The following is a 13,059-nucleotide window of genomic DNA, read 5'->3' on the forward strand; positions in this document are numbered from 1 at the left end:
CTCTGGCTCTGGCTCTGGCTCTGGCTCTGGCTCTGGCTCTGGCTCTGGCTCTGGCTCTGGCTCTGGCTCTGGCTCTGGCTCTGCAGATGATACCTCTTGAGCCAATAGGTCAAGGTCTTCCTCAAGAGTCGTTATTTCGGTTTCATCATCCAGTAATGCATTAAAGTAGTCATCAAGTGCTTGTTCACTGGACAGCACATCATTACTGCTCATCGAACGCCAACCTCTCCAGATAAATCAGTAGCTGTTTATAGGCAAACACACCACGACTACCAGAAGCAAAATGCGACGCTGGCAAGTGCTTTAAACTGGCATCGCGGAACTTGGTATCAATAGGCACCGCTGAGGTCCACACTTGATTTGGGTAATCTTTTTTCAGTTGCATCAATGTCTGCAATGACGCTTTCGTGCGCTTATCGTACATGGTTGGGACGATAGTCACTTTGAAACCGCCCGGGCGAGATTTTTGCATAATGGTTAGCGTACGCATCATGCGCTCTAGACCTTTCATCGCCAAAAACTCTGTTTGAACAGGAATCAAAATTCGGTCACTGGCTGCCAACGCGTTCACCATCATCACGCCAAGGATTGGCGGACAGTCAATCAACACATAGTCATAGTCTTGTGAGACAGTTTGCAGCGCCCGTTTTAAGATTAATCCCATACCACTGCGATTACCCATTACGCGATCAAGCGTGGCAAGGGACATATGCGCGGGAATGATATCCATTCCTTCCAGCTCTGTTTCTAAAATCAACGGCTTAACCGTCTCACGAGAAAACGTCTTCAACTGGAATAAATCAAATAGGCTCGAAGTTACTGCATCAGGATCATAACCGAGATAAGTGGTCAGTGAGGCGTGAGGATCAGTATCAACCATCAATACTCGATGGCCTTTCTGGCTCAATAAGCCCGCCAATGTCACTGTCGAGGTGGTTTTACCCACGCCTCCTTTCTGGTTTGCTACACTCCAAACAATCATGATGAATCCTAAGCTAGGCCAACTTCCACCAACATGCGTTCAGCAATGCGGTCAAGCGGTAAATCTTCTGAAGAGATGCCTGCTTTAGCAACCGCTTGGGGCATGCCATAAACAACACAACTTTCTTCATCTTGTGCCCAAATAGTTGAGCCTGCAGACTTCAACATGCGAGCGCCCTCACGACCGTCTGCACCCATGCCTGTCAACACTAAAGAGAGCACTTTGTCGCCATATACTTTTGCGGCAGAACCAAAAGTCACATCCACACATGGTTTGTAGTTCATGCGGTCGCCGCCATCAATAATGCGAAGACGAGCAGCGCCCGCTCGTCCATCCACCATCATTTGTTTCCCACCTGGTGCAAGGTATGCGACACCGGGCTGTAACACATCGCCATCTTGTGCTTCTTTCACTTGAATCTTGCACAAGGTGTTCAAACGACTGGCAAACGCAGCAGTAAACGTTGCTGGCATGTGTTGAATCAATACAATCGGATGCGGATAGTTCATCGGCAAACGCGTCAGAATTTTTTGTAGAGCAACGGGGCCACCTGTTGATGTGCCAATTGCCGTCAGTTGATACTTCTTACCAGAAGCACGGTACTTTGTCGCAGCAGGTCGAGTTGGTGTTGGAGTCACAGGTGAAGCCGTTCTTGAACCTAATGATCGAGTAGTCGTGCTGGTACTCGCTGTTGGGCGAGCGATAGGTCGACGCATGAAAGCGCGCTTCGAGGCAATCTGAATCACACGCTGTTGAAGTAATGACACCGCTTCTTCACGGTTACGCGCAATGTCCTCAAACTTTTTCGGTAAGAAGTCCAATGCGCCGGCATCTAGCGCATCAAGCGTAGCTTTCGCCCCGTCGTGGGTCAGGGACGAAAACATTAGAATTGGCGTTGGAGCAGCGGCCATTATTTCACGTACAGCTGTAATGCCATCCATCACTGGCATTTCAATATCCATCGTGATGACGTCAGGTTTGAGAGATTTGGCTTTCTCAACCGCCTCTCTACCATTTACCGCAACGTCAATCACTTCTAGGCGCGATTCTGAGTTGATGATTTCGCTCACGCGACGTCGGAAAAAACTCGAATCATCAACGACTAGTACTTTAATCGCCATCTTATTCCTTTTAATAACGTCAGCTTTGCTTAAAGGCGTGAAGCCGCAGCGTATCGCTTAAGTAAATCAGGCACATCTAGAATTAATGCAATGTGGCCATCGCTAGTAATTGTCGCACCAGCCATACCTGGAGTGCCCTGTAATAGATTATCGAGTGGCTTAATAACCACTTCTTCTTGACCAATAAGCGTATCCACAACAAAACCAACGCGTTGATTACCAATCTGTACAATCACCACGTGACCGTGACCAGTACGCTCTTGGACGTTTTGCGATTTGGATGCTAACCAGTTTTGTAAGTAAAATAGCGGGATAGATTTCTCACGTACAATGATCGTCAGCTGACCATCTACCACGTTTGTACGGCTAAGATCTAAGTGGAAAATTTCACTCACCGAAGCCAGTGGTAGAGCAAACGGATGACCGCCAACACCAACCATCAGAGTCGGTAAAATCGCTAACGTTAGTGGTACTTTGATCGTAATCTTAGTGCCCTTGCCTAGCTCAGAATCGATATCGATTGAACCGTTTAAGGTATTGATCGCCGTCTTAACCACGTCCATACCCACACCACGCCCAGAGATGTCAGAAATTTTATCTTTACTTGAGAAACCAGGTGCGAAGATAAGGTTGAAGCACTCTTTATCTGTTAAACGTGCCGCCGCATCTTCATCCATCATGCCACGCTTCACAGCGATGCCACGCAGTTTGTTCGGGTCCATACCGCCACCATCATCTACGATGGATAGTTCAATATGGTCCCCTTCTTGCGATGCTGACAAAATCACTTTACCTGTGCGTGATTTGCCTGCCTTCGCGCGTGCGTCTGGCATTTCAATACCGTGATCAACCGAGTTACGCACCAAGTGAATCAACGGATCGGCCAATGCTTCTACAAGGTTTTTATCGAGATCGGTTTCTTCACCGCGCATTTCTAGCACGATGTCTTTATTTAGGTTACGAGCCAAGTCACGGACAACGCGCGGGAAACGGCCAAACACTTTCTTAATTGGCTGCATACGCGTTTTCATTACCGCGCCTTGTAGATCCGCAGTTACCACATCAAGGTTAGCGACCGCTTTGGACATCTCTTCGTTGTCGCTATTCAAGCCAAGACTTAGTAGACGGTTACGCACCAATACAAGCTCACCCACCATGTTCATGATGGTATCAAGCGTCGAGGTATCAACACGAACGGTTGCTTCAGCCTGAGGTTTTTTAACCGCTGGTGCTTTGGCTTCTTCTTTTACCGCGACTGGTTTAGATTCTGGCTTTGGTGCTGGCGCTGCTTGAACAGGTGCTGGCTTAGCAACAGGCTCAGGTTTCGCAGGGCTTTGCTCTACGTTTGCTGAAGCAGGCTTCGTTGCCATGTCCAATTCTTCTAGCGTTGGGCCTTTACCTGAACCATGTAGCTCATCGAGTAACTTTTCGAACTCTTCGTCCGTCATTAAGTCACTGTCTTGATTTGATGAAGATGCCACTGGAGCGGAAGGCTCTGCCGCTTTAGGTGGCTCTACTGGTACGGATGCAGATGCAGCAGCCTCTGCCGTAGAAGGGCTTTTTCCTACACCGTGCAGTTCATCGAGTAAGCGTTCAAACTCATCATCAGTGATATCACCACTTTCAACTGATGGTGCACTCGATTGAGGCGGTTCAGATGGCGTCGTAGGTGTCGCAGACATTGAGTTGCCTGGCGCTGAACCTTTACCATGAAGCTCATCCAATAGCTTTTCGAATTCGTCTTGGGTAATTTCATCAACAGAGCCGACACTTGATGGTGCTGACGGCGCAGCAGGTTCTTCGATGATAGGCTCGGGAATAATAGGCTCTGGAGTAGCCACTGGTTCTTCAACTACGGTTGCCGCTACTTCATCTTCTGACTCAGGTTTGCATAGACGATGAAGTTCTTCAAGAAGCTCAGGGTCCGCAGCTTCTAACGGCTCACGATCTTGAACAGCCTGGAACTGGGTATTAACCGTATCCAAGGCTTTTAGCATCGTATCCATTAAGTTTTGCGTTACCGTGCGTTGACCGTTTCGTAAAACGTCGAACACGTTCTCCGCACCATGACAAGTATCGACTAGCTCTGCCAATGAAAGGAAGCCGGCACCGCCTTTTACGGTATGAAACCCGCGGAAAATAGCATTAAGTAAGTCTTTGTCTTCTGGGTTATTTTCCAATTCAACCAACTGCTCAGAAAGCAGCTCGAGAATTTCCCCAGCCTCAATGAGAAAGTCCTGAAGAATATCTTCGTCTAAATCGTAGCTCATACGTTACCTTTAAAATCCAAGACTGGACAACAAGTCATCGACTTCGTCCTGCGATGAAACCGCATCTTCTCTCAGTTCTGGATGAAGAATCGGGCCTTCGGCTTCGCTTGTTTGTGTATTCTTTTTATCTGCCGGTTCTGACAAAACTTGAATGTGTTCTTCAAGTTTATTTCCAGAGAATACGGTTAGGATTTCCACTAAGCGGCCTTCAACTTCATTAACCAACGTAATTACGCGGCGAATGATTTGGCCAGTTAGGTCTTGGAAGTCTTGCGCCATGAGAATTTCGGTCAATTGGCCGCGCAATTCAGTGCTGTCACCTTCGACTTGCACTAATAGCCCGTCAATTCGGTGGCACAGTGCTTTAAATTCGCTTAATTCTATGCGCCCGTGCATGAGTTCATTCCATTGAGGACGAACTTTTAGAAGGCAATCATGCAGGTTATCAGCGATAGGAAGGCAGCAGTCGACCGCATCCATTGTTTTGTTGGCTGCAAGCTCTGTCTTCTCGATCACATAATTGAGACGATCCCTAGCGTTAGGGATTTCGTCTTTCGCAATTTCGGTCATGCGCTGATCGAGACTGAACTGCTTGAGTGATTCGTGAAGGTCTCGAGTTAACGCTCCAATTTCTTGCAGCATTGGGTTATCGGCACCTTCGTAGATCGAGGCAACAAGCATATTGGCTTGGTCTTGTTCCCCGTTTTCTAGCATTTGAACGAGTGACTTCGCCTGCTCTAGTGAGATCATTCTGAATAGACCCTTTTACGTTTAGTTCTTCTTATCACTTTGAAAACGCTAAACGAGTCATTTAATAGGTATTTAATAATTGGTATGAATGACTCGAATAACAAAGAGAAAGAGAGAGTTATAAACGCTCGAAAATTTTATCTAATTTTTCTTTTAATGTTGCAGCAGTAAATGGCTTAACAATGTAGCCGTTTACACCTGCTTGAGCAGCTTCAATGATCTGCTCACGCTTCGCTTCAGCCGTGATCATTAGAACTGGCAGATGCTTAAGTTCTGCATCCGCGCGGATGTGTTTAAGCAAATCGATGCCTTGCATACCTGGCATGTTCCAGTCAGTTACAACAAAATCGAAGTCACCTTTTTTCAGCATTGGTAATGCGGTTAAACCATCGTCCGCTTCTTGAGTGTTATTGAAACCCAAGTCACGAAGCAGGTTTTTAACAATACGGCGCATTGTTGAGAAATCATCAACAATAAGGATCTTCATGTTTTTATTCAAAATTGCCTCCACTGAATCGTAAAATCAGTGTTTTTAGTCATTTTGTGTCCACGCACTGAGCTTGGTACGTAAACGTTGCATCGCTTGACTCAGTATTTGACTTACGCGAGATTCGCTTACGCCTAACACATCGCCAATTTCTTTCAAATTGAGTTCTTCATCATAATAAAGCGAAAGAACCAAAGCTTCACGCTCTGGAAGCTGTTTTATTGATTCAACCAGTGCTTTTCGAAATGATTCATCAACTACCCCTTTGAATGGGTTGCTGTCATCGGTTTCATCCGCCGGTGAAATCACATCATCAGAAACGCCTAAATCTTCAATACCGACTAATTTTGAGCAGTTGATATCGGTAAGAGCACTATGATATTGATCCAGTGTCATACCGAGATGCGTGGCTACTTCAGAATCAGTAGGATCTCGATTTAATTCGCCTTCCAGCTCCGCAATCGCTTGGTTAATCTCTCGATTATTTTTATGAACAGAACGCGGTACCCAATCGCCTTTACGCATGTCATCTAACATTGCGCCACGAATACGGATACCTGCATAAGTTTCAAAGCTCGCACCTTTAGAACCATCATAATTCTGCTGAGCTTCGATAAGACCGATCATGCCGGCCTGAATTAAATCCTCTACCTGAACACTCGGCGGTAAACGGCCTAGTAGGTGGTGAGCAATGCGCTTAACCAACACTGAATAACGTTCAATGAACGCCTGCTGGCTATTAAATTTGCCATGTTGGTCATAGGTTATCGCTTTATTCACCAAAAGGGTCCTCTGCGAATTCGGTACGATTTAGCAACCTTTCCACAAAAAATTCCAAGTGTCCACTTGGTGTTTTCGGTAGTGGCCACGTCAACGCTTTGTTTGCTAGTGAGCTGATAGCTAAAGCGGCAGGCGAGCGTGGGAACGCATCAACGACAATTTTTTGTCTTTTTACAGCCTGTCGTACTTTATCATCTAATGGAATACATGCTACGAGTTCAAGGCTAACATTCAAGAATCGCTCTGTGACTAGTGTCAACTTTGCAAACAATTCTCGCCCTTCACGGTAGCTTCTGACCATATTTGCTACAACTTTAAAGCGTTGAACTTGGTGTTCTTTACTCAACAGCTTGATTAATGCATAGGCATCTGTGATTGACGTCGGTTCATCACACACAACTACAACCACATCTTGAGCTGCTCGCGAAAAACTGATTACCATGTCAGAGATACCAGCAGCGGTATCAATCAGCAGGACATCCATTTCGTCTTCAAGACTACCAAATGCTCGGATGAGTCCGGCATGCTGAGCGTGAGAAAGCTCTGTCATGCTCTGTGTGCCAGAAGTTGCAGGAATTATCTTTATACCATAAGGCCCTTCGACAATCGCATCTTTTAGCTCACATTCACCCGCTAAGACATGTCCTAGATTACGTTTTGCACGAATTCCGAGCATCACGTCCACATTGGCCAGACCTAAATCAGCGTCGAGAACCATCACCTTCTTGCCTTGGCGAGCCATACAAATCGCCAGACCCAGTGTTACGTTTGATTTCCCCACACCACCTTTGCCGCCAGTAACAGCAATCACTTTGGTCAACGATGGTTGTGTTAAGCGACGGAGGCCGCTTGCTTGATCGTGTATCATATTCTCAGTCATAGTAGTCCGCCGCCTTAGAGTCCTTCACTGTCACTGTTCCAAAAGTGAGGTTCGTTCTCTGTCGACTTCTCTAACAGTTCATTTGCTTTCGCAAGCATATATTTTGGTTGCGCTATCACAATGTCTTCTGGTACGCGCTGACCATTAGCGATGTAAGCTACTGGCATTGCGTTTTGAATCACTACACTGATGAATTCGCCTAGGCTTAATGACTCATCAAGCTTCGTCATAATACAACCCGAAAGTGGTATACGTCGGAAGTGATCCAGCGTTTCTTGTAGAACACGACGTTGTGCGGTAGCCGGCAAAACAAGGTAGCTGTGAATCACTTCCCCGCTCTCTTGCATTAGAGTGTCGAGCTGCTCGGAAAGCCTCACATCTCGTTGCCCCATCCCTGCCGTATCGACCAAAATCAGTCTTCTGTTTCTTAGCTGATATATAACATCGGCTAACTCGTTAGAATCTTTAGCAACTCTTACGGGACAACCCATAATTCTTCCGTAAATCGAGAGTTGCTCATGTGCACCTATGCGATATGTATCTGTTGTCACAAGGGCCACATTGTCGGCACCGTATTCCATGGCTGCGCGTGCTGCGAGTTTCGCTACGGTTGTTGTTTTCCCAACCCCCGTCGGACCCAACAATGCGACTACGCCACCACGTTTTAAAATGTCCTGTTTAGGAATATTGATTTGATCCGCCACCAGCGACAATAACGCTTTCCACGCTCGCGCTGGCTTTGTATCTTCCGGGATATAACAGGCCATCTGGTCTGCTAACTCCGGAGAAACGCCCATTCGCTCTAAGCGCTTAATCAGCATCGCTCTTAGCGGCTCACGGCGTTCTACTTCTTGCCACATCAGGCCAGAAACTTGGTGCTCCAACAGACGACGAATTGACGTCATCTCTTCGCGCATGCTTTCTAGCTCATCGGCCGATTCGTCACGCTCATCACTTGGGCGACGTCGGTCATAGCGCGTCGGGTCCAGCTTGGGCGTCGGACGTTCAAATCGATTGTCCTGTGCGATTAGCTTCGCCAAAGGTGAATCTGGTTGATATGGCGCTGGCTTTTCTTGGTTGTAGCCGTCGCGATGCTTATTTTGGCGTTGCAGCAAAGCAGAGAGCGAATCTTCATTTTCCGCTACGTGGTCGTCAACATCTGCTGCACCACCGCTATATTGCTTAAGCATATTAGCGAATCGCTGCGTCATTGAGCCTGTTTTTTCATTGTTACTGTTATTACTGTTCAGGCTAATTTTATCTTCATCTAAATGACGATCTTGGTAACGATCAGCAGAAGACGATGACATTTGACGATGTTCGTTATAGCGATTCGATTGAGAAGCACCGCGATTTTGCTGTGACGCTGCGCTTGCTTGAGACGGATTAGATTCACTATCTATCGCCGCAACAATCGCTACTCCACCAGCCACTTTCTTGTTTGACATGATCACCGCTTCCGCGCCTAACTCCTCTTTCACTTGGAGCAGCGCCGTTCTCATGTCTTTGGCAAAAAATCGCTTTATTTTCAAACTATGAATCCATTAATGATGCGTGAGATCAGTTACCCACGGCTTGCACAATTCTGATCTGTTTTTCATCCGGGATTTCTTGGTAAGACAGTACCCGGAGATTAGGTATTGTGTTCTTCACAAATTTCGCCAACGTCGAGCGTAATACACCAGAAGTAAGCAGAACGGCAGGTTCGCCTTTCAGTTCTTGTTCCTGTGTCGCTTGGCTTAGTGAAGACTGCAATCGCTCAGCGAGTCCCGGTTCAATCCCCGCAGATTCGCCTCCTGATGCTTGCATAGTTTGATGCAATATTTGTTCCAGTTCGGGTATCAAAGTAATCACTGGTAGCTCAGGCTCTATACCATTGATTTCTTGAACAATTAGACGTTTAAGACTAATTCGAACTGCTGCCGTCAATATGTCAGCTTCTTGACTCTTACTTGAGTACTCAGCCAAAGTTTGAACAATCGTGCGAATATCGCGGATTGGAATGGCCTCGTTTAACAAGTTTTGTAGGACTTTCACCACCACACCTAATGGTAATTGGTCAGGAACAAAGTTCTCGACTAACTTAGGCGCGCTGCGTCCCAACATTTCTAATAAATTCTCTACTTCTTCATGACCAATTAGCTGTGACGCGTTGTTGGTCAATAGCTGGCTCAGGTGCGTCGCTAATACCGTTGATGAATCAACAACCGTATAACCTAAGGCTTGCGCGTGCTCACGCTGATCTTCTCGGATCCATACGGCTTCCAGTCCAAAAGCAGGGTCAATGGTTGGCTCCCCATCAATCATGCCATACACCTGACCTGGGTTAATCGCTAGCTCTTGATCCGGACGAATCTCTGCTTCGCCCACCGCAACCCCCATCAATGTAATTCGGTAACTGTTTGGGGTCAGCTCAAGATTGTCACGAATATGAACCGCTGGAATTAGGAACCCAAAATCTTGCGATAACTTTTTACGCACGCCTTTTACGCGCTCTAACAGTTCCCCACCTTGGTCTCTGTCCACCAAAGGGATTAAGCGATAACCGACTTCCAAGCCAATAATATCGACTGGCTGGACGTCATCCCAAGACAGTTCGCGCTGTGAGGAAGGTTCTGCACCTTCGTCTGCTGTTGCTGGTAAAGCGGGCTCTTTCGCTTTCTGCTTCTGCCGTTTGTCGATGAAATATGCCGCTGCACCGGCCGCGACTGCAAGGCTCAAAAACGCAAAGTGTGGCATGCCCGGTACGATGCCCATCACACCAAGAATAGCCGCAGTAATCATCAGCGCTTTTGGGTTGTCGAACATCTGGAAGACCAGCTGTTCACCCATGTCTTCATCGGTGTTTTGGCGCGTCACCATCATTGCCGCTGCAATTGACAGCAATAGCGATGGGATTTGTGCGACCAAACCATCACCGATTGTCAGTAAGGTATAGATTTCAATCGCTTCACCGAAACCCAATCCATACTGCGCCATACCGATCGACAGACCGCCGACGATGTTGATAAACAGAATCAAAATACCGGCAATCGCGTCACCTTTTACGAACTTCGAGGCACCATCCATCGAGCCATAGAAATCCGCTTCTTTGGTCACTTCAAAACGACGAACTCTTGCCTGCTCTTGGTCTATCAATCCGGCATTCAAGTCGGCATCAATCGCCATTTGCTTACCCGGCAACGCATCAAGCGTAAAGCGAGCACTTACCTCAGAGATACGACCCGCACCTTTGGTCACCACCATAAAGTTGATGATCATTAAGATGAGGAAAACCACTAGGCCGACCGCGTAGTTACCACCAATAACGACGTTACCGAACGCCTCAATTACGTTACCTGCCGCATTACCGCCTTCATGACCATGCAGTAAGACGACACGAGTCGAGGCAACGTTCAAAGCCAAGCGGAGCAACGTGGCGATCAGCAATACCGTTGGAAAAGCAGCGAAGTCCAAAGGGCGACGTGTGTAAACGGTCACTAACAACACCACCATCGACAGCGCGATGTTAAAGGTGAAGAACATATCCAGCAAAAATGCTGGAATCGGCAGTACCACCATCGCTAGGGTGGCCAAAACCATCACCGGAGCACCAATAGCTGGCGTTTCACGTTGAGGGATTCGTGGCAATTTATCTGCAAACGGCAGGCTTAACTTCATACTGCGAGAGATCTCAATCGATTGAAGCGTCACGTAAGCTCTTACTATTAATACGCGACCGCTTTAGCCTAAAAGTTTAGGTAGGGTTGATAATTAAAGCGTTTTAAGCAATCTATGTACCATAATTAGCGCCAAAATAATGACTAAACACTCAAATAGAGCTTAGCTTTTGATCAAACGAGCTTTTTTAAGGCTTTACCGCTTTTCGTATCAATGACGGTGCTCGGGCGGGATTGGCAAATCATAATCTTGAATTTTCGGGCGCTGTCCACCTCGTTTTCGGTATTGCTTCAATTGGAATACAAATGCCAAAACCTGAGCGACGGCAGTAAATAACCCATCGGGGATCTCTTGCTCGAGCTCTGTCGTGTGGTACAACGCACGAGCCAAAGGTGGTGCGGGCACAATCGTAATGTCATGTTCGCGGGCGACTTCTCGAATCTTCATCGCCATGTGGTCAGTACCTTTAGCGATCACGACTGGCGCACGGTCTGTCTTCTGTTTATAACGAAGCGCTACCGAGAAGTGCTCTGGGTTAGTAACAATAACATCAGCTTGAGGAACGTCCGCCATCATTCGACGTTGAGCCGCTTCCCTTTGCAACATACGAATACGGCCTTTCACTTCCGGCTTACCTTCAGTCTCTTTGTATTCGTCTTTGACTTCTTGCTTGGTCATTTTTAACTGATCGGCGTGCTGCCAAATTTGAAATGGAATATCGATGGCAACCACAATCAATAGCGAGCAACTGATCAGCAAAATAAAGTTCAGCAAAATATCTAAAGCATGGAAGATGTTTTGCGGATACACATCCATGCTCAATTGAATCAGATCGGCCTGCGATGCTTGGATCAAATAGATGGCGACACCAGTGACCAGAACCACTTTAAGGATTGATTTGATCAACTCTACCCAGCTTTGCATTCCAACCATTCGCTTTAAGCCGCTAAGCGGATTCATTTTCGACAGCTTGGGCATGGCCGCTTGGGCAGAAAAACTGATTCCTCCCACACCTGCTGCTCCAATCATGGCAGCGGTAAACAATGTCGCTAACACCAAAAATAGTGGGAACAACAAATCACTCATCGCGCCCAAAGCGATATCAAACAGTTTTGCAGTATCGAAAATCTCTTCTCGTTGAAGATCAAATAAACGGCTCATTATGGAAAACAATGAACGTGCTAACGCCTCGCCAAACCACATCAATGAAATGGCGCCAACGATCAGCACAGATGCTGATGCCAGCTCTTTAGATCGAGCGACCTGCCCCTTTTCTCTGGCTTGTTGTAACCGTCGGGGCGTGGCTTCTTCGGTGCGTTCCTGACCGTCTGATTCTGCCAAATCTTAGCACTCCAAGCGAATAAGCCGACAAATCTGCGCCTCACCCACTGTCCAGAACATTTCATAATGACTGTATAGACCAGCCAGTATGTACCAACAAAGTAATAGACCCACCATCAAAGCAAAAGCAAAACCAAGCGAGAAGATATTCAGCTGTGGTGCGGCACGGGTCATTACACCAAACGACAAGTTAATGGTCAGTAGCGCAATAATGCCAGATAGAGACATACTCAGTGCCGTTTGGAACATAATACCAAGCCAGCCTGCCATTTCACGGAAATCAACCGCGTTGAGCGAGCCGGAGCCAATCGGCAAAGTTTTAAAACTGAACACCACCAATTGCAGCATTTTTAAGTGTCCATCGGTGGCAAGGAAAAACATTGTCGTTAAGAACATGAATAACTGGCCAAGCAATGGCGTGTTCTGACCATTTGCGGGATCAACCATAGAAGCAAAGCCCAAACTTGATTGCATACCCAATATTTGACCAAGTAGGACAAAGGTTTGAATCATAAATTGAGTAACCATACCCATCGCTATGCCGATGATCATTTGCTCGGCAATGGTCATGAAGCCACGAAACGAGAGTAGCTCAATGTCTTGAGGTACGGCGGGGATAGCTGGCATGACAGCGAAAGTGATGGCTAAACCGAGGTAAAGGCGGATTCTTGGCGAAACAAATCGGGCCCCGGTTACTGTCATCACCATCAACATGGATGAGATACGAACATAGGGCCAGAAGTAGTTTGCGATCCAATCTAAGACAACGCTAGTGGGGTACTCCATAG

At 46.9% G+C, this 13,059-nt stretch carries 11 protein-coding genes and 1 pseudogene; all 12 read right to left on the bottom strand.

The window, feature by feature from the left end; all coding sequences use genetic code 11:
* Positions 1-213 (bottom strand): annotated as a pseudogene (locus R7E78_RS01030) (chemotaxis protein CheW); the annotation flags it as partial.
* Positions 203-982, bottom strand: coding sequence for a ParA family protein (locus tag R7E78_RS01035; protein ID WP_005380505.1), 780 nt, complete (start codon positions 980-982; stop codon positions 203-205). The gene R7E78_RS01035 and the pseudogene R7E78_RS01030, both read right to left, overlap by 11 nt.
* Positions 983-990: 8 nt before the next feature.
* A complete protein-coding gene (locus R7E78_RS01040; protein ID WP_025767174.1) occupies positions 991-2,103 on the bottom strand; it encodes a chemotaxis response regulator protein-glutamate methylesterase in 1,113 nt (370 codons plus the stop codon).
* Between the two features lie 29 nt (positions 2,104-2,132).
* The gene (locus tag R7E78_RS01045; protein WP_053306690.1) at positions 2,133-4,373 is read right to left on the bottom strand and encodes a chemotaxis protein CheA; all 2,241 of its coding nucleotides are present in this window, start codon (positions 4,371-4,373) and stop codon (positions 2,133-2,135) included.
* Positions 4,374-4,382: 9 nt separating this feature from the next.
* The gene (locus tag R7E78_RS01050; protein WP_005380502.1) at positions 4,383-5,123 is read right to left on the bottom strand and encodes a protein phosphatase CheZ; all 741 of its coding nucleotides are present in this window, start codon (positions 5,121-5,123) and stop codon (positions 4,383-4,385) included.
* 118 nt (positions 5,124-5,241) lie between these two features.
* Entirely contained in the window at positions 5,242-5,610 is a 369-nt protein-coding gene (gene cheY, locus R7E78_RS01055; RefSeq protein WP_017635949.1) for a chemotaxis response regulator CheY, read from the bottom strand.
* A gap of 45 nt (positions 5,611-5,655) precedes the next feature.
* A complete protein-coding gene (locus R7E78_RS01060; RefSeq protein WP_005380499.1) occupies positions 5,656-6,390 on the bottom strand; it encodes an RNA polymerase sigma factor FliA in 735 nt (244 codons plus the stop codon).
* Entirely contained in the window at positions 6,383-7,270 is an 888-nt protein-coding gene (locus R7E78_RS01065; RefSeq protein WP_005380498.1) for a MinD/ParA family protein, read from the bottom strand. Before R7E78_RS01065 ends, R7E78_RS01060 begins: the two co-directional genes overlap by 8 nt.
* A gap of 14 nt (positions 7,271-7,284) precedes the next feature.
* Entirely contained in the window at positions 7,285-8,802 is a 1,518-nt protein-coding gene (gene flhF, locus R7E78_RS01070) for a flagellar biosynthesis protein FlhF (protein ID WP_238844218.1), read from the bottom strand.
* Positions 8,803-8,830: 28 nt separating this feature from the next.
* On the bottom strand, positions 8,831-10,930 hold the full coding sequence (gene flhA / locus R7E78_RS01075; RefSeq protein ID WP_318057589.1) for a flagellar biosynthesis protein FlhA: 2,100 nt from the start codon (positions 10,928-10,930) through the stop codon (positions 8,831-8,833).
* Between the two features lie 210 nt (positions 10,931-11,140).
* Positions 11,141-12,271 (bottom strand): flagellar biosynthesis protein FlhB, encoded by a 1,131-nt coding sequence (gene flhB, locus R7E78_RS01080; protein ID WP_005380490.1) that lies wholly within the window; start codon positions 12,269-12,271, stop codon positions 11,141-11,143.
* A 3-nt stretch (positions 12,272-12,274) separates the two neighbouring features.
* The gene (gene fliR / locus R7E78_RS01085) at positions 12,275-13,057 is read right to left on the bottom strand and encodes a flagellar biosynthetic protein FliR (protein ID WP_005384463.1); all 783 of its coding nucleotides are present in this window, start codon (positions 13,055-13,057) and stop codon (positions 12,275-12,277) included.
* Positions 13,058-13,059: the final 2 nt, after the last annotated feature.

This window comes from Vibrio sp. YT-19(2023), assembly GCF_033337395.1.

Bases quoted from the DNA above. Each gene is read 5' to 3' on its own strand.
- R7E78_RS01040 (WP_025767174.1), bottom strand. From the start codon at position 2,103: ATGGCGATTAAAGTACTAGTCGTTGATGATTCGAGTTTTTTCCGACGT.
- flhA (WP_318057589.1), bottom strand. From the start codon at position 10,930: ATGAAGTTAAGCCTGCCGTTTGCAGATAAATTGCCACGAATCCCTCAA.
- fliR (WP_005384463.1), bottom strand. From the start codon at position 13,057: ATGGAGTACCCCACTAGCGTTGTCTTAGATTGGATCGCAAACTACTTC.
- R7E78_RS01065 (WP_005380498.1), bottom strand. From the start codon at position 7,270: ATGACTGAGAATATGATACACGATCAAGCAAGCGGCCTCCGTCGCTTA.
- R7E78_RS01050 (WP_005380502.1), bottom strand. From the start codon at position 5,123: ATGATCTCACTAGAGCAGGCGAAGTCACTCGTTCAAATGCTAGAAAAC.
- cheY (WP_017635949.1), bottom strand. From the start codon at position 5,610: ATGAAGATCCTTATTGTTGATGATTTCTCAACAATGCGCCGTATTGTT.
- R7E78_RS01035 (WP_005380505.1), bottom strand. From the start codon at position 982: ATGATTGTTTGGAGTGTAGCAAACCAGAAAGGAGGCGTGGGTAAAACC.
- R7E78_RS01045 (WP_053306690.1), bottom strand. From the start codon at position 4,373: ATGAGCTACGATTTAGACGAAGATATTCTTCAGGACTTTCTCATTGAG.